Raw genomic sequence first — 15,869 nt, 5'->3', positions numbered from 1 at the left:
TCGTTGATAATTATTGATACTGCGCTTGCTGAACGAGCTGCAAGCAACCGTCCGGTGCGGGTGGCGTTGGTCGGCGGCGGCTATATTGCACGCTGCATTGCCCTCCAGTTCCTGACTGCCGCCAAGGGAATGCGCCTGGTAGCCATTGCCAACCGCAGCATCGACAAGGCGCGACGTGCATATTGCGATGCTGGCTGTCTCGATCCTGTTCCGGTGGAAACATCCGCTGAACTTGAGCGAGTCGTCGAAAGCGGGGGCTACGCAATCACCGACAGCGCCGAGGCTGTTTGCCGGGCCGGCAACGTCGATGTGGTCATCGAGGCTACCGGTCACGTCGAATTCGGGACATCCGTCTGTCTGGATGCCATTCTTCACGGAAAGCACACAATCCTGATCGGCGCCGAAATCGACGCGTCGGTCGGACCGATACTCAAGACCTATGCCGACCGGGCCGGCGTCGTGTTCAGCTATACCGACGGCGATGAACCAGGCGTGGCGATGAACCTTTACCGCTTTGTCGATAGCATGGGCTACCGACCGGTCCTCATGGGGCAGTTGAAAGGTTTTCTGGACCGCTACCGTAATCCACAGACACAGCTCGAACTTGCCACGCGCCTCGGGCAGAATCCGGCGGTTCTCGCCTGTTTTGCGGACGGTTCAAAGCTTGCGCTGGAGGCTGCCATCATGGGAAACGCGTCCGGCTTCGTTCCAAAGGTACGCGGGATGCAGGGCTATCCGTGTGCTCATGTCAACGACATGCTGAAATCGTTCACCCCCGACGATTTTGCGACCGAGGGCTACGTGGAGTATGCGCTTGGCGCAGCGCCGCACACCGGCGCGTTCGTGATCTGTCACAACGACCACCCGGAAAAGCGCAAATTGATGGCTTACCTGAAAATGGGCGAGGGACCACTTTACATGTTCTATCAGCCCTACCATCTGCCACCCTGGCAGATTACACATTCCGTGGCACGCGCCGCGCTTTTCGGGGATCCGACCATAACGCCTAGGGGCGCGCCGGTATGCGATACGGTCAGTTACGCCAAACGAGACCTCAAGGCAGGCGAGTTGCTTGATGGCGTCGGGGGCTTCACTTGCTATGGGCTGGTAGAACGTTATGACGTGTGCTGTCGTGAGAACACGCTACCGATCGCCGTTTCGCTGGATTGTCGCCTCAAGCGCGATATCGCCAAGGACCAGCCAATAACCTATGACGATGTAGACCTGCCACCCGGCCGCCTGGTTGACCGCTTGCGAGCCGAACAGGTCCAGTACTTCGGCTCAGTGGATCGAGCTTAACCAAATCCGAATTCGATGGAGGAATAATGAAAGTCGTACTTTTCTGCGGTGGCCTCGGCACGCGTCTCAGGGAGCATTCGGAGGTGATTCCCAAACCTCTGGTGAATATTGGCTACCGACCCATCGTCTGGCACCTGATGCGCTATTACGCCCATTTCGGACACAAGGATTTCGTTCTCTGCCTGGGTTACCGCGGCGACATGATTCGTGAATATTTCCTCAACTACAACGAGTGCCTGAGCAACGATTTCGTCATGTCCGAGGGTGGGAAAAAGATCGAGTTGATCAAGAGCGATATTCAGGACTGGCGAATCACCTTCGTCGACACTGGTCTGCACTCGAATCTCGGTCAGCGACTGCTGCGTGTCCGCCAGTACCTCAAGGATGAGCCGATGTTCATGGCGAACTATGCCGATGCCTTGACCGATCTTCCGCTCAACGATCATATCGACAAGTTCAAGGCGACCAATGCGGTAGGCAGTTTCATCGCAGTTCGCACTTCCCAGAGTTTTCACTCCGTGCAGAGTGACGATAACGGGTGGGTGTCCAGTATCGGTCGCATCAAGGACACGGATTTCTGGGTGAATGGGGGGTATTTCGTATTTAGACCGGAGATATTCAACTATATCGAGGAGGGCGATGAACTGGTCGAGGAACCATTCAACCGTTTGGTTGAGAGACGTCTTCTTCATGTGAACCACTACTCGGGGTTCTGGCAACAGATGGACACCTTCCGGGAAAAGATAATTTACGACCGCATGGAAGCTCGCGGGGATTGTCCCTGGATGCTTCACAGGAAGTAATCGTGCTGGATTTCTGTTTCAATTTTCCGGCCAATCGGCCGCCGCGGCTGATGTTCATTGGCGCCCATTGCGACGATATCGAGATTGGTTGCGGCGGAACCGTCATCGAATTGCTGAACCGTTACCCTGATGCGACCGTGCATTGGGTGGTCCTTAGTTCGGAAGGTGAGCGCAAGCAGGAGGCTAGGAGCGCTGCCAACGCGATGCTGCGTGGCGTGCGCGACCGCACGGTGACGATCAAGGAATTCCGCGGCGCCTATTTTCCTTCCGAGGCGCCGGCGATCAAGGATTGCTTCGAGGAGCTGAAGCAGATGGCGTCACCCGACATCATCTTTGCCCACAATCGCAAGGATTCGCATCAGGATCACCGCATTGTCGGTGAGCTGGCCTGGAACACCTTTCGCGACCACGTGATCCTCGAGTACGAGATTCCCAAATACGACGGCGATCTCGGCGCGCCTTCCGTTTTCATGCCGGTTTCAGCCGCGGCGATGAAGCGCAAGATTGCCTTGTTGATGCGCGTATTCAAGACCCAGCACAACAAGCGCTGGTTTACTCCGGAGACGTTCCAGGGCTTGATGCGATTGCGCGGCATCGAGTGCAACGCGCCGAGCGGCTACGCCGAAGCCTTTTATTCGCGCAAACTGCTTCTGGGTGGTGCAACATGAATTTCGATAAATCCTGTGCGCTACGCGCACGCCTGCACCGGCTGATACCGGGCGGAGCACATACCTACGCCAAGGGCGATGACCAGTTTCCGCAGGAAATGGCGCCGGTCATCGTGTGTGGCAAGGGATGTCGCGTCTGGGATGTCGACGGCAACGAGTTTATCGAATATGGATCGGGTTTGCGGGCGGTCGCACTCGGCCACGCATATCCTCCCGTTGTCGAAGCGGTGCGCCGTCAGCTCGAGTTTGGCTCCAATTTTGTCCGTCCTTCGCTGATCGAACTCGAATGCGCCGAATCCTTTCTGGAGCTCATCCCGAATGCGGAGATGGTCAAGTTCTGCAAGGATGGATCCGATGCGGTGTCGGGAGCTGTCAAGCTGGCCCGCGCCCATACCGGGAAAGACATGGTGGCGATCTGCGGCAACCATCCCTTTTTTTCGGTCGACGATTGGGCCATCGGTGTCAGCGGCATGCCGGGCGGGGTACCAGCTACCACGCGTGCAATGACCTTGAAATTCAACTACAACGATCTCGGCAGTCTAGAAAAGCTGTTCGACGAGCATTCGGGGAATATTGCTGCGGTGTTGCTCGAAGCAGAGAAGGAAACGCCACCGGCGCCCGGCTTCTTCGACGGGGTCCGGGCGTTATGCGACCGTCACGGTGCGGTATTCATCCTGGACGAGATGATTACGGGTTTCCGTTGGCATGTCGGTGGCGCGCAAACGCGTTACGGAATCAAGCCGGACCTTTCTTCCTTCGGCAAGGCGCTAGCCAACGGTTTTTCGGTATCGGCACTGACCGGTAAGCGCGAATTGATGCAACTTGGTGGTTTTGATCATGATCGCGAGCGTGTCTTCCTGCTTTCGACCACGCATGGGGCGGAAACCCACGGTCTTGCTGCAGCGATTGCTACCATGAAAGTCTACCGCGAAGAGCCGGTCATCGATGTGCTCTGGCAGCGAGGGCAGTCACTGGCTGACGGGTTGAAAGCAGCTGCCGCCGATGCCGGTGTCGCCGACCATGTGCCCATCCTTGGCCAGCCATGCTGCCTCGTGTTCGGTTCGCGCGACACAGATGGGCAGCCATCGCAGCCATTCAGAACATTGCTGATGCAGGAGATACTGCGGCGGGGCGTGCTCGCCACCTCGCTCGTTGTCAACTACAGCCATACCGAGGCAGATATCGATCGCACCGTAGAAATCTTTTCCGAGGCCTTCTTCGTGTACCGCCGGGCACTTGACGAGGGGATCGAAAAATACCTTCTTGGCCGCCCGGTGAAGCCTGCCATCCGACCGTTCGCCTGAATTGGCGATCACTTCATCAACCGTGACGTGACTTACTAATCTTCCATGCTAAATCCCGAATTCTGGCGCAATCGCCGCGTTTTCATCACTGGTCATACGGGCTTCAAGGGCAGTTGGCTCTGCCTTTGGCTCGATCACATGGGGGCAAAGGTTACCGGCTTTGCCCTGCCACCGCCGACCGATCCGTCCTTGTTCGAACTGGCGAGAATATCCGAACTGGTCGATCATCGCATCGGCGATGTTCGCGATCTTGCCGCTATGGAGGCCGCGATGCAGGAAAGCCGGCCCGAGGTGGTCATCCATATGGCGGCACAATCGCTGGTACGTTATTCCTACCAGGAACCGGTCGAGACTTTTTCGACGAACGTCATGGGGACGGTTCATGTACTCGATGCTGCCCGTCGGGTTCCAAGCGTTCGCTCGGTAGTCGTGGTTACCTCGGACAAGTGTTATTACAACGAGGAATGGGTTTGGGGCTATCGTGAGGATTCTCGCCTTGGTGGCCATGACCCGTACAGTGGCAGCAAGGGGGCGGCAGAACTCGTAGTCACCTCCTATCAGAATTCCTTTTTCGACAAGGAACGCAACCCGGGGCTCGCAGCGGTTGGGAGTGCGCGCGCCGGAAACGTTATCGGCGGTGGGGACTGGGCGCTCGATCGCCTGGTGCCGGATATCATGCGCTCGTTGTTGCAGGATCAGCCGACCCTGATCCGCAACCCGCAGGCGACGCGGCCGTGGCAGCATGTACTGGAGCCACTGCATGGCTACCTCATGCTGGCTGAACGCCTATATGCCGATCAGCACCAATTCGCCAGCGGCTGGAATTTTGGCCCGCCTGCGGAAAGCGAGCGCACCGTGGGCTGGATCATCGAGAAGCTCTATACACTCTGGGATGCGAAGTTCGAGTGGCAGCGTGACCACAATCCCGGACCTCCCGAGTGTACCTTCCTGAAGCTCGACGCCTCTAAGGCGCACGCCTATCTTGGCTGGAGCCCGAAGCTTGACCTCGAAACGACTCTGCAATGGATCGTTGACTGGTTCCGCAGCTATCAGGCGGGCGACGATGTGAGGGAAGTCAGTCTCGCGGACATCAGGCGTTTCATGGCGATCAAGGCCGGCAGCTAGCCAGATTCCCGAGAACCCAATTTCCCCGCATTCCATATGGGAGCGCTCTCATGATATTTACCCGGACAACCATCGACGGGGCGTACCTGATCGACCTGGAACCCAGAGGAGATCATCGCGGATCCTTCGCGAGGGCTTTTTGCAAGCGGGAGTTTGCCGCTGCCGGCATTGCATTCGATATCGTCCAGTGCAACCTTGCCCATACCGACCATGCCGGCGTGGTACGTGGCCTGCATTTTCAGGAAGCCCCGAATGGCGACAGCAAGCTTGTTCGCTGCGTGTCGGGCGGGGTGTTCGATGTGCTGGTGGATATGCGACCCGATTCCCATACCTTTCGCCGCACGTTCTGGGTGAGGCTTGATCCGCAAGCGCGTCAGGCCTTGTTCATTCCCGGTGGCGTCGCACACGGTTATCAGGCACTTGTCGACCATACCGAATTCCTATACATGACTGATCAATACTACGTGGCGGGACTCGAAAAGGGGGTTCGCTTCGACGATCCCTCGCTGGCCATTCCCTGGCCGTTGCCGCCGCGTGACGTCGCTCCCCGCGACATGACCTGGCCCCTTCTGGGGCAATGAGGGCATGGTGAATTCCCCGCATTCGCTTTCCGGCATCAATGCCGCCGGCCGGTCGCCACACGTCTTCATCGGCTTGCCGGTTTACAACGGAGCGAGGTTTCTGGCGAAAGCCGTCGATTCGCTGCTTGCCCAGCGTTATCGCAACTTCACATTGCTGATTTCCGATAACGCGTCAAATGACGAGACACAGGCCCTTTGCGAGCGCTATGCAGCCAGCGACGAACGCATACGCTACATCAGGCAACCGAAAAATATCGGTGCGCCGGCCAACTGGAATTTTGTCGCCGACCAGGCGGAAGGAAAGTATTTCAAGTGGGCAACGGCCAACGATGAGTGCTCACCCGACATGATAGAAGAATGCGTCAAGGCGCTTGAGGCTGACCCATCGGCGGTGCTTTGCCAGGGCAAGACCTGTCTGGTGGATGAGGAAAGCGATGCGCGCGAGATATACCATAAAGATCTTGCCCTCCTGGACGAACGGCCAAGTAGTCGCCTCTATGATCTCTGTGTGCGTCTCGCTCTCAACAATGGCCAGTCTGGTTTGATCAGGCTCTCGGCACTGCGCCGCACCGGGTTGGACCGCCCTTATCCGGATGGCGATATCCCGCTCATGGCAGAACTCGCATTGTTAGGAAAGTTTATCGTCTTGCCCGAGGTCATGCTCTATCGACGCATGGGACCATCGACTTTTGCCTGCCTGTTGGCGAAGGAGCAATTTGGTGCCTTTTATGGTGATCAGGCGGCGCAGACGGTGGGCAGTCATCGCTTGCGGCAGCATTTGGAGATCATGGGCGCTGCCTTGCGCTTGCCAGCCAATTGGTCGGAAAAACTGGCTTCGCTGAAGGTGGCGCTTCGCCGCCTCGCCTGGGACAGAGAGAACGTGATGCAGGATCTCCGTCAGAACTTCGGGGCGCGCTAGCATGAAGCATCGGGGCACGATGCCCGGGCAGCACGCCGAGCCGCGTCGCGTTGGGCTATTTGGCCCTTACGTCAGCCGCAACCTTGGCGACACTGCCACGCAGATGGCGGTGATTCAGAACCTGCAGCGGCGTTGTAAGGCGATCGATATTCTGGGTATATCCCCGGAACCAGATAACACCCTGCAGTCGCTTGGTATTCCTGCCTTCCCGCTTTCCGGCCTCGGACCGACGGCCGGGAACCTGATGCCTTATGTCGATTTGCCGTCGGCTGCGCAATCCGAGGCCTGGCGGCGGCCGTATTCGCCCATCGTCATTCGCCGGATTGCCCGCTTCGTGCGTACGCTGGACCTTTTGATCATCTCTGGCGGCGGGCAACTTGATGACTTCTGGGGGGGGGCATGGAACCACCCATGGTCGATGTTGATATGGACCGCACTGGCCCGCCGTTATCGCATCCCCGTCATCTATCTCGCCGTTGGCGTCGATGGGCTGAAAGAAAACCTCAGCCGGCGTTTTTCCATCATGGCCTTACGCATTGCGCAAAGGCGGCTTTTTCGCGACTCGCGCTCATACGAGGTCATGCGGGCGATGGGACTCGAGCAGCCTTGCGAAGTGTGTCCCGATCTGGTCTTCGCCCTGGACTCCGGGTGGAAGGGTGGGGGAACGCCTGCGGACAGTCGCTTCGTCGTCATCAGTCCGATTTCCCACAAGACATGGTCACGAAACGAAACCGATCTGCATACCGGCTACCTGTCGGCATTGGCGAATATTGGACGGGATCTTCTCGGTCGCGGCTATGCGGTGAGGATCGTTTGCTCCCAGTCGGCGATGGACATGGGAGATGCCGTTGCACTCGCCACGGAATTGCGTCAGGGGGGCGCCAGCAACGTCGAAGTGCGTGATGCACCGCGCGTGGACGATTTCATCACGGCTGTCCACGGGGCTGATCTGGTCATCGCGTCGCGTTTGCACGGCGTAATCCTCTCGCTCGTTACCGGTTGCCCCGTTGTCGCGTTGGCACATCTCGACAAGGTGCGTGCGGTGATGGATGACTTCGAACTGGGCGAATATTGCCAGCCCTTACAAGAGGTACAGGGCGACGCCGTGCTTCCGCTCGTTCGCCGGGCGCTTGAAAACTCCCGGGATCTGCGGCTGCATGTGCAGCGGGTGGCAACTGAATTCCGGATGCGCCTGGACAAGGTTTTCGACGAGGTGGCGCAGTTGGCGGACGGTTCCGGATGGCACATGGCGCCACATGACACCGCCCTTGATGCCAAGCGCTCCGGAGGATAGGAATGGGGAGCGAAAAATTGCTTGACAGGTTGTATTGCCGGTGGGTCGGCGTCTTGCTGTGTCTGGCTGCTTTATTCGTGATTCCGTTGCAGCAGGCGTTGGCGCAGACCGGGCGCGTCGCCGAGGGAGGGCGGATTATCCGGGTCGGCCCGGAGCGCGACGTGAAAACCGTGGCGGCGGCGGCGCGCATCGTGGGCGACGGCGACGTTGTCGAGGTCGACGCTGGTGATTATGTGGGGGATGTCGCTGTCTGGCGGCAAGACCGTTTAACGTTGCGCGCCGTTGGTGGTCGGGTGCGCCTGATTGCCTCCGGCGCGAATGCCGAAGACAAGGGGATCTGGGTCATCCGTGGAGGGCTGGTGTCCGTCGAGGGATTCGATTTTGTCGGGGCGCAGGTCAGTGACCGGAATGGTGCGGGGATTCGCCTGGAGAAAGGGGAGTTGACCGTCGACAACTGCATTTTCCGGGATAACGAAAACGGCATCCTGACCGCCAATAATCCCGACATCGTTCTGAAAATCCGCAACAGCGAATTTGGTCATAATGGTGCTGGCGATGGGCAGTCGCACAATATCTATGTCGGTGGGATCCGGCATCTGCATGTCACTGGCAGTTATTTCCACCATGCGCGTTCCGGGCATTTGTTCAAATCGCGGGCTGCCGAGAATTTCGTGCTATACAACCGCCTGGCGGATGGGACGAATGGCGAGGCGAGCTACGAACTGGAGTTTCCGAACGGCGGCGTTGCCTACGTGATCGGCAATGTCGTCGATCAGTCGGCGACGACGGAAAACTATCATCTGATCTCGTTTGGAAGCGAAGGCCTGAGATGGCCGAAAAACGAGCTCTATCTGGTCAACAACACGCTGGTCGACCGACGAGGCCAACCGGGCGTTTTCCTCAAGGTGAAACAGGGCGCCAGCCCGGTGTACGCGGTGAATAACCTGTTGATCGGGAAAGGCCAGCTCGATTCAGCCGGTCCCGGCGATTATTCGAACAATTTCAATGTGGATGCCACCGAATTCGTCAATCTTGCTGGCCAGGATTATCGACTCAGGGCGAACTCGCGTTTGCTCGGCAAGGCTGTCGCTCCCAAACATCTCGACGGTGTGGTTCTCAAGCCGGGCCGCGAATTCGCCCAGCCGCGCGGCACACGCTCGATCAGCGTTCCACCCTACAGTCCCGGTGCGATGCAGTCGGTCGGGGCACGTTCATGAATGCCCGAATACAACTTAGCGCACAGAAAATCATGGCAAACGAATTCCTGCTGGCCGGCCATCCCCGTTACGTCGATCCGCATCTCGCCGCACTTGCTGCCAGCGACGGTGCAGAGGCCGTCTGGCGGAAGATTTTTGCCGGTAGTAAACCTGACCTTGCCAATTCGGTGCATGGCGATTTTGCCGTAGGGGTGCAATTGCCGGGAGGCGATGCCTTCATGGCCGTGGACCGCTTTGCGGTTCGCTCGCTGTGCTATCGGGTCGTCGACGGGAGGCTCCGTTTTGCCTTGCGGGCCGACGAACTTGCGGACGAAACGACAGGCATCGACCAGCAGGCCATATTCGATTACTTCTATTTTCATTGCATTCCGTCGCCGCGAACGATTTTCAAGGGGATATATCGCCTGCCACCCGGGTGTGTCGCTCACTTCGTGCGTGGTGTGGTCACCGTATCTCCTTATTGGACGCCGGAGTTCAATGAGTCCCGCGATGTCTCGTTCAAGGCCCTGCGCGATGAATTCAGGCACCTCCTGCAGCAGGGAGTTGCGCGCCAGCTGGATGGAGGCAAGGCAGCCTGTTTTCTGAGTGGCGGTACGGACAGTTCCACCGTTGCCGGCATGATCGGCGAGGTCTGCGGGCGGCCGGCGGCGACCTATTCCATCGGTTTCGCAGCCGAGGGCTATGACGAAATGGAGTTCGCCCGGATTGCGGCGCGCAAGTTCGGTACCGAGCACCATGAATACTACGTGACGCCGGACGATCTGGTGCGCAGCATTCCCGCCGTTGCTCGCCATTACGATCAGCCTTTCGGCAATTCCTCGGCATTGCCGGCGTATTACTGTGCCCGAATGGCCCGCGAAGATGGCGTAATGCGGATTCTGGGGGGCGACGGCGGCGACGAGTTGTTCGGGGGCAATACACGTTATGCAAAGCAGAAAGTTTTTGGCTGGTACGGCCTGTTCCCCGGTCTATTGCGTCGCGGCCTCCTGGAGCCGCTTCTAGGCAACCAGGGTGTGGCGGGACTGCCGGGTATCGGCAAGGCGGCCAGTTATGTCGAGCAGGCCCGGGTGCCGATGCCGGATCGTTTGCAGATGTACAACCTGATCATGCGACTTGGGATGGACTCGGTATTCCAGGGTGAATTCCTGGGCCAGGTCGATACCGGCCTGCCCCTTGTCCAGCAGCGCGAAGTCTGGGGCCTTGCCAAGGGCCCGTGCAGTGAAGTCAACCGGCAGCTCGCATTCGACTGGCGCTACACGCTGGCGGAGAGCGATTTGCCGAAGATTGTCGGAACCACGTCGCTGGCGGGACTGGCAGTCGGCTTTCCGCTGCTGGATGACGATTTGCTGGCCTTCTCGCAGCGCTTGCCGACTTCAATGAAACTGAATGGTCTGCAATTACGCTGGTTTTTCAAGGAAGCGCTCAAGGGCTTTTTGCCGGACGAGATCATTACCAAGAAGAAACAAGGCTTCGGTTTGCCGTTTGGCGTCTGGGTTACGAAAAACAGCGACTTGCGCGAACTGGCTGAAAATTCGCTTCATGGACTGGTCGACCGCAACATTCTGCGTGGTGAGTTCGTCGATACGCTGTTCAGGAGCTACCTCGGCGACCACCCGGGCTATTACGGGGAAATGATCTGGATTTCGATGATGCTCGAGCAGTGGCTACGCGGGTTTGAAGAGCGGCGTGCCGGCAACAGGCTGTCGGTGGCAGGAGAGGTGGTAGGCGTATAGAGTTGGTTTCATCCGGGACGGTTGTCCGCAGGTGGTCGTCGTCCCGATCTGGAGTGCTGCGATGGCCATTCCCGTGAACCGTCGTCGTTTATTGGCTGCCGCAACCATGCTCGGCACGATGCCCGTGTTGCCTGCTTTCGGCTCTCCCGACGCGCAGTCAGGTGGCGTCCGGCTCGATGTGCGGCCGGGTCCGGCTTCCGGGCTCTTTCCACTGCGGAGCGAGGCGGGGAAGCGCTACCTCGTCGATGCCGCGGGCCGGCCATTCCTGATCCAGGGCGATGCCGCATGGTCGCTTATCGCTCGCCTGTCGCGCGAGCAGGCGATTGATTACCTCGACGACCGCCGCCGGAAGGGATTCAATGCGGTTCTCGTCAACCTGATCGAACACGAATTTGCCGACGCGCGGCCCAAGAACCGCTATGGCGAAGCACCGTTCCTCGTTTCCGGGGATTTCGGCACGCCCAACGAGCGCTATTTTTCCCATGCCGATCTGGTCATCGGCATGGCGGCGGAGCGCGGTATCCTGGTGATGCTCGCCCCGGCTTACATGGGCTTCGGAGGCGGGAGCGAAGGCTGGTATCGGGAAATGGCGGCCAACGGGGCGGCCAGGATGCGCGCTTACGGTCGCTATGTTGCCCGGCGCTTCCGGCACCATGCCAACATTCTCTGGGTCCTTGGCGGCGATTTCAATCCGCCGGAGTTAGTCTTGTTGCGGGCGCTCGTGGCCGGTATCCGTGAAGTCGATGGCACGTCGCTCAATACCTTTCACGGGGCACGCAATACCGGAGCGAGCGATTTTCTGGGCACAGCGGAAAGCTGGCTCCAGGTCGACAACATCTATACGGAAGCGAATAACGTCGTGAGCAAGGCCTTGCAGGCCCATGGACATTCACGGAAGCCGTTTTTCCTGATCGAAGGTCGTTACGAGGGGATTGAAGGATTCGATGCGCATACCGTGCGCCTGCAGGCCTATCAGACGCTGTTGTCGGGCGGATGCGGGCAGGTGATGGGAAACTGGGTGGTCTGGCAATTCAGCGGTGGCTGGGAGCGGGCGTTGGGCAGCGAGGGGGCTTACACCATCGGTTATCTGCGCAGCTTGCTGGAGGCGCATGCCTGGACCAGGCTGGTGCCCGATGCCGCCAACTCCTTCCTGACCGGAGGTATACGGGGAAGCGAAGATCGGGCCGTGGCGGCGCTGGCCAACGATGGTTCTTTCGGACTGGTCTATCTTCCTTCCATCCGCAAGGTTTCGCTCAATCTGGCACGTCTGGCGGGGCCGCAGGTGCGCGCGCACTGGTTTGACCCATCGAACGGCAGATTGCTGGACGCGCCGGACTCACCGTTTCCGGGAGTTGGGACGCATGCTTTCCAGCCGGAGCGCAACAACGCCGCCGGGCAGGGTGACTGGGTGTTGTTGCTGGAGTCCGGCAGGTAGCGGAAGAGGCCTCCCTGTTGCTCGACTGGCCGAGTTATCGCCCAGTTTTGCGCAGGTTCCCGAGAAGTCGCATGCCGAAACGCACCCGTGTCTTGTCCCACGGGGTAAAGCGCGGTAGCTGATAAAGATCCGAGGCGGCATCGGCGGCACCCCAGGCAGTGGAGACCGCGGCAGTGAAGCCGGCGTCGCGAACGATTGCGGCATGTTCGGCTCGGTAGTCTTCACCCGGCTTGCCATTGGGGTAGGCGAACAGCGGGACTTCTTCACCGAGCAGCTTTTCCAGAATCCGCTTGCTGCCGCCGATTTCCTCCCGCGCCCGGGTCGGGTCGAGGCGGGCAAGGATAGGGTGGGTCAGGGTGTGGGCGCCGATCTGCATGCCGGACTTGCGCATTTCAACGACCTGGGCGGAGGTCATCATGAGATCGTCGGGAGGTGTCGCGCCGGCGATTTCGGCGATGCGTTCGCTGAGTGCAGCGCGTTCGGCGACCGGCAGGTATTTGATCCTGCCGATGATGGCATGGATGGCAGCGCGTTTTCCGGCGAGGTCCGCGATATCGTGCCGGCCGAGCGCCAGCGGCTCGAGATCGAGTACTGTTTCCCGGCACTGGCGAAGCGATTCGATCACCGTGTCGTTCCACATGCGGCCGCCGTCGAGAAAGCCGGTCGCGATGAAGAAGGTGGCGCTCAATCCGTGCTGCCGAAGAATCGGGCGAGCTAGCGTGAAGTTGTCGGCGTAGCCGTCGTCGAAGGTAATCGCCGCGGCGCGGGGCGGCAATTTTGCCTCTTTCAGGCAGTCGACCGCGACAGGCAGGGGCAGGACGTTGAACCAGGAGGCGATCCAGCCGAGCACTTCGGAAAAGCACCGCGTATCCGGTTCGTCAGGGAAGAGAGGATCGCTCTCCGGAAGTACGCGATGGAAGATGAAGGTCGTCAGCCGACCATGCGGGCCGCCGGGCGAGGCGATCGAAAATGCGGTACGGAGCATGGTCAGCTTGCCCTCGCAGGCGCCACGTTGGGCATCGTCTTACCGGCAGCGGCTTCTTCGATCCAGGCCTTGCGGTCTAGCCAGCGTCGTGCCAGTACGACGAGCAGGAGGATGTTATAGGGGAGGTCGAAGTAGGCGAGGCTGAGGAAGGCGCCGCCGACAGCATAGCCGGCCAGGCTGACCTGGCACATGCTGCCGAGATGCGATATCCATTGTGTTTCGGGATTGGCGCGGCCTTCCTTCCTGAGTTTCCCGGCCTGACGCCATACCATCCACCACATCAGCAGGAAAAGGAAGAGGCCGACGAAGCCGTGTTCGCCGAGAACCTGAAAGTAGATGCTGTGCGCCTGGTGCAGGTCAAGCGGATTCGGGGCGTAGGCGCTGAAAATCTCCGGCGTGTAGATCTCGAAGCCGCCGCCGAGGAAACGGTCGGAGGCCAGGTTCCAGGCCATCCACCAGGCATTGATGCGCCCCATCGCCGAGGCGTCGGTCTTGTACTCACCGATGGATGTCATCCGCTCCATCCATTGCTCCGGCATGAAAAATAGCGCTATTAGGCCGATCACCAGAACGATCAGCCCGGAACGGAGCTTGCCCGGCGAGCGCCACCAGAGAACCGACCCCATTGCACCGATGGCCAGCAGCGCGCCACGCGAGTGGCTGCCGAGCGCCGCGACGGCGCATAACAGCATCCAGACTAGGAGCCCGCGCTTCATCCACTTGTTGTCCTGTGTCAGGTACAGGAAGTTGATCAGCGGGATGACAAGAATCATGGCGAGCGCCAGTTCGTTATTGCCTTCGATATAGGTGCCGGCCGGGCCCCAGACGAGATAGCTGCCACCGGTAGCGATGGTGAATAATCCACCCTTAAAGCCGTAGAAGCCGATGGAGCCGGCTACGACCCAAGCCAGGGTCATGATGTGCTTCTTGCTGTAAAGAACAACCAGTGCGACAAGGATCATGAAGTCGATCTTCATGACCCGCTTCCACATGAAAGTGCTCCACTCGTAATAAAAGGCGAAAATCAACGTGAAGCTCATCCATAGCATGAAGGCGATGAGGACGGCCGTTTCAGGCGTCACGTAGAAGGATTTCCGGTCCCGCGAGATGAAGACGCCGATCAGGGTGGCGGCCGCCATCACGGCTGCGACCGGCATGAAGCGCAGTTCCCAGGCCAGTGCGTGGGGATTCATCAGACTGAGCCAGGTCCAGCCCATGATACCGACCCACGGGTGGACCAGTGCATAGGCAGCGAGTGCGGCAATGACGCCGAGAATGGTTATGTCACGCATGATTCGGTTTGACAGCCCGGGAGGTATCGCCGGCGGTGATTACTTGATGGAAAAGTTCGACTTGGCCACGGGTCGTCGGCTCCCATGAAAAGCTTTCAGCATATCTTCTCACTTCGGCGCGGTCCGGGTAATCGGCCATCAGGGCGCTGACGGCGGCCGTCAGGCTGGCCGACGTCCTTTCCTCGGCCAGGCGACCGGCGACCGGCGAGGACACCACTTCCGGCGTGCCCCATATCCTGGTTGCCACTACCGGCGTGCCGCAGGCCATCGCTTCGAGCAGCACATTGGCCCAGCCTTCGCGGCTGGAGGCGAGGACGAGGACGTCGGCGGCTGAGTAATAGCTGACGAGTTCCGCCTGCGCCACGGCACCGGTAAAACGGACGCGGTCGGCGACACCCGACTGGCGGGCGAGGTTTTCGAGCGCTCCCCGTTCGGGGCCGTCGCCGACGATGACGAGCCGGTAGCCGGGCAGCAACGGCAGCATGCCGATGACCAGATGATGTCCCTTGCGTTCGACCAGATGACCGACGGAAAGGAGGATCCTGTCGCCCTCGATGCCGATCTGCATGCGCGCTTCGGCGGGAGACTGGGGATGAAAGCGCACGAGATCGACACCGTTCCTCAGTACCTTGAGCCGGGCGGGATCGGCACCCAATTGCGCGAGTTCGTCGCTCAGGGCGCGACAGACCGAGATCGAGGCGGCGGCCTTGCGCGCGGTGGACAGGATGAGTCGGCGCGGGAACGGGTATTGGGGGATCAGGTTGAGATCGGTCCCCCGGGCGGTGACGACGAAGGGTTTTCCGAAGTGGGCGGCGAGCAGCCCGGCGGCAACTCCGTCCGGGTAGTAGTAATGGGCATCGATCAGGTCGAAGTCGAAACCTTCTTGCTGCAGGCGGCGAATGGTCGGCAACGCACCAAGGGCGAGGGCGTAGGGCGCGATGTTCATGCCGACCTTGGGTGGCAGAAAATACCGCGGGTGCCAGACCTCGATTCCGTTCCTGACCTCGTGCCGTGGCGTCGCCGCCATCCTGGCGTAGTCGCCGTATTTCGCGGCGGTCGAATAAAACCACGGAACGGGCGCCACGACCTTCGTTTCCACCGCCCCGCTTTTTTGCAGTTCGCGCAAGCGTGTTTCAACGAAGATCCCGTGGCCAGGCCGCGTGCTGCTCGGGTAGAGCGTCGAGAAGAGCAGGGTGCGGATCTTGGACGGCATA

The 15,869-nt window shown here is 59.7% G+C and carries 14 protein-coding genes; 11 read left to right on the top strand and 3 right to left on the bottom strand.

Going from position 1 to position 15,869, the window contains the following annotated elements:
* Positions 1–3: 3 nt before the first annotated feature.
* From GH660_RS16880 to GH660_RS16830, 11 genes are all read left to right on the top strand, one after another.
* Entirely contained in the window at positions 4–1,299 is a 1,296-nt protein-coding gene (locus tag GH660_RS16880; protein ID WP_153147933.1) for an NAD(P)H-dependent oxidoreductase, read from the top strand.
* A gap of 26 nt (positions 1,300–1,325) precedes the next feature.
* Positions 1,326–2,102 (top strand): sugar phosphate nucleotidyltransferase, encoded by a 777-nt coding sequence (locus tag GH660_RS16875; RefSeq protein WP_153147932.1) that lies wholly within the window; start codon positions 1,326–1,328, stop codon positions 2,100–2,102.
* A 2-nt stretch (positions 2,103–2,104) separates the two neighbouring features.
* Positions 2,105–2,770, top strand: coding sequence for a PIG-L deacetylase family protein (locus tag GH660_RS16870; RefSeq protein ID WP_228276543.1), 666 nt, complete (start codon positions 2,105–2,107; stop codon positions 2,768–2,770).
* The gene (locus GH660_RS16865) at positions 2,767–4,074 is read left to right on the top strand and encodes a glutamate-1-semialdehyde 2,1-aminomutase (protein ID WP_153147931.1); all 1,308 of its coding nucleotides are present in this window, start codon (positions 2,767–2,769) and stop codon (positions 4,072–4,074) included. Before GH660_RS16870 ends, GH660_RS16865 begins: the two co-directional genes overlap by 4 nt.
* Before the next feature lie 45 nt (positions 4,075–4,119).
* Positions 4,120–5,199 carry a CDP-glucose 4,6-dehydratase gene (rfbG, locus tag GH660_RS16860; protein ID WP_153147930.1) on the top strand — a complete coding sequence of 360 codons (1,080 nt, stop codon included), beginning with the start codon at positions 4,120–4,122 and terminating at the stop codon, positions 5,197–5,199.
* Positions 5,200–5,249: 50 nt separating this feature from the next.
* Positions 5,250–5,780, top strand: coding sequence for a dTDP-4-dehydrorhamnose 3,5-epimerase family protein (locus GH660_RS16855; protein ID WP_153147929.1), 531 nt, complete (start codon positions 5,250–5,252; stop codon positions 5,778–5,780).
* A 4-nt stretch (positions 5,781–5,784) separates the two neighbouring features.
* Positions 5,785–6,699: a glycosyltransferase family 2 protein gene (locus GH660_RS16850; protein WP_153147928.1), complete on the top strand. Its 915-nt coding sequence runs from the start codon at positions 5,785–5,787 to the stop codon at positions 6,697–6,699.
* 1 nt (position 6,700) lies between these two features.
* Complete coding sequence (locus GH660_RS16845) at positions 6,701–7,993, top strand: polysaccharide pyruvyl transferase family protein (protein ID WP_153147927.1); 1,293 nt, start codon at positions 6,701–6,703, stop codon at positions 7,991–7,993.
* 2 nt (positions 7,994–7,995) lie between these two features.
* Positions 7,996–9,210: a hypothetical protein gene (locus tag GH660_RS16840; protein WP_153147926.1), complete on the top strand. Its 1,215-nt coding sequence runs from the start codon at positions 7,996–7,998 to the stop codon at positions 9,208–9,210.
* A 32-nt stretch (positions 9,211–9,242) separates the two neighbouring features.
* The gene (locus tag GH660_RS16835; protein WP_153147925.1) at positions 9,243–10,943 is read left to right on the top strand and encodes an asparagine synthetase B; all 1,701 of its coding nucleotides are present in this window, start codon (positions 9,243–9,245) and stop codon (positions 10,941–10,943) included.
* Positions 10,944–11,004: 61 nt separating this feature from the next.
* Positions 11,005–12,378, top strand: a complete 1,374-nt coding sequence (locus tag GH660_RS16830) for a glycoside hydrolase family 140 protein (protein ID WP_153147924.1) — start codon at positions 11,005–11,007, stop codon at positions 12,376–12,378.
* 34 nt (positions 12,379–12,412) lie between these two features.
* Here the strand turns inward: GH660_RS16830 and GH660_RS16825 are convergent, their stop codons facing one another.
* Genes GH660_RS16825 through GH660_RS16815 form a run of 3 tightly spaced genes read right to left on the bottom strand, consistent with a single transcriptional unit; the run spans position 12,413 to position 15,868 of the window.
* Positions 12,413–13,363 (bottom strand): polysaccharide deacetylase family protein, encoded by a 951-nt coding sequence (locus GH660_RS16825; protein ID WP_153147923.1) that lies wholly within the window; start codon positions 13,361–13,363, stop codon positions 12,413–12,415.
* Positions 13,364–13,365: 2 nt separating this feature from the next.
* The gene (locus GH660_RS16820) at positions 13,366–14,655 is read right to left on the bottom strand and encodes a putative O-glycosylation ligase, exosortase A system-associated (RefSeq protein ID WP_153147922.1); all 1,290 of its coding nucleotides are present in this window, start codon (positions 14,653–14,655) and stop codon (positions 13,366–13,368) included.
* A complete protein-coding gene (locus GH660_RS16815) occupies positions 14,648–15,868 on the bottom strand; it encodes a glycosyltransferase family 4 protein (protein ID WP_228276542.1) in 1,221 nt (406 codons plus the stop codon). Before GH660_RS16815 ends, GH660_RS16820 begins: the two co-directional genes overlap by 8 nt.
* Between the last annotated feature and the right edge of the window lies 1 nt (position 15,869).

It is taken from the genome of Dechloromonas sp. H13 (assembly GCF_009469615.1).
GTDB lineage: Bacteria > Pseudomonadota > Gammaproteobacteria > Burkholderiales > Rhodocyclaceae > Azonexus.
This window is presented reverse-complemented; position numbering and strand designations above follow the sequence as displayed.

Coding starts and splice junctions, on each gene's coding strand:
- GH660_RS16815 (WP_228276542.1), bottom strand. CDS start 15,868: ATGCCGTCCAAGATCCGCACCCTGCTCTTCTCGACGCTCTACCCGAGC.
- GH660_RS16825 (WP_153147923.1), bottom strand. CDS start 13,363: ATGCTCCGTACCGCATTTTCGATCGCCTCGCCCGGCGGCCCGCATGGT.
- GH660_RS16865 (WP_153147931.1), top strand. CDS start 2,767: ATGAATTTCGATAAATCCTGTGCGCTACGCGCACGCCTGCACCGGCTG.
- GH660_RS16845 (WP_153147927.1), top strand. CDS start 6,701: ATGAAGCATCGGGGCACGATGCCCGGGCAGCACGCCGAGCCGCGTCGC.
- GH660_RS16855 (WP_153147929.1), top strand. CDS start 5,250: ATGATATTTACCCGGACAACCATCGACGGGGCGTACCTGATCGACCTG.
- GH660_RS16830 (WP_153147924.1), top strand. CDS start 11,005: ATGGCCATTCCCGTGAACCGTCGTCGTTTATTGGCTGCCGCAACCATG.
- GH660_RS16820 (WP_153147922.1), bottom strand. CDS start 14,655: ATGCGTGACATAACCATTCTCGGCGTCATTGCCGCACTCGCTGCCTAT.
- GH660_RS16875 (WP_153147932.1), top strand. CDS start 1,326: ATGAAAGTCGTACTTTTCTGCGGTGGCCTCGGCACGCGTCTCAGGGAG.
- GH660_RS16850 (WP_153147928.1), top strand. CDS start 5,785: ATGGTGAATTCCCCGCATTCGCTTTCCGGCATCAATGCCGCCGGCCGG.
- rfbG (WP_153147930.1), top strand. CDS start 4,120: ATGCTAAATCCCGAATTCTGGCGCAATCGCCGCGTTTTCATCACTGGT.
- GH660_RS16840 (WP_153147926.1), top strand. CDS start 7,996: ATGGGGAGCGAAAAATTGCTTGACAGGTTGTATTGCCGGTGGGTCGGC.
- GH660_RS16835 (WP_153147925.1), top strand. CDS start 9,243: ATGGCAAACGAATTCCTGCTGGCCGGCCATCCCCGTTACGTCGATCCG.